This is a genomic window from Pseudomonas sp. TJI-51 (assembly GCF_000190455.2).
Lineage (GTDB): Bacteria > Pseudomonadota > Gammaproteobacteria > Pseudomonadales > Pseudomonadaceae > Aquipseudomonas > Aquipseudomonas juntendi.
In genome coordinates this window covers 1-264 of sequence record NZ_AEWE02000046.1, presented here as the reverse complement: position 1 = coordinate 264, position 264 = coordinate 1, and positions in this window count along the sequence as shown.

The window sequence follows — 264 nt, the reverse complement described above, 5'->3', positions numbered from 1 at the left end:
TACGGCGGGTTACTTTGGTCTTGGCCAAAGTAACCAAAGCCGCCCGCTCCCGTCATCCGGCCCCTACGCTTCGCTCCAGGGTCCCCTCGCTACGGGCATGCTCCTGAAGTCGCAATCTGCAGCGCCTGAACTACCGCGCGCTTAGAAGCAAAAGCAAAAAGCAGAAGCAACAGCAGCGCTTTCGTGGGTTTCGCACCACGCAACCAAACCCCGCACAGCTTTTGATCTGGCTGTTGATCTTGATCTTGATCTGGATCTTGATCT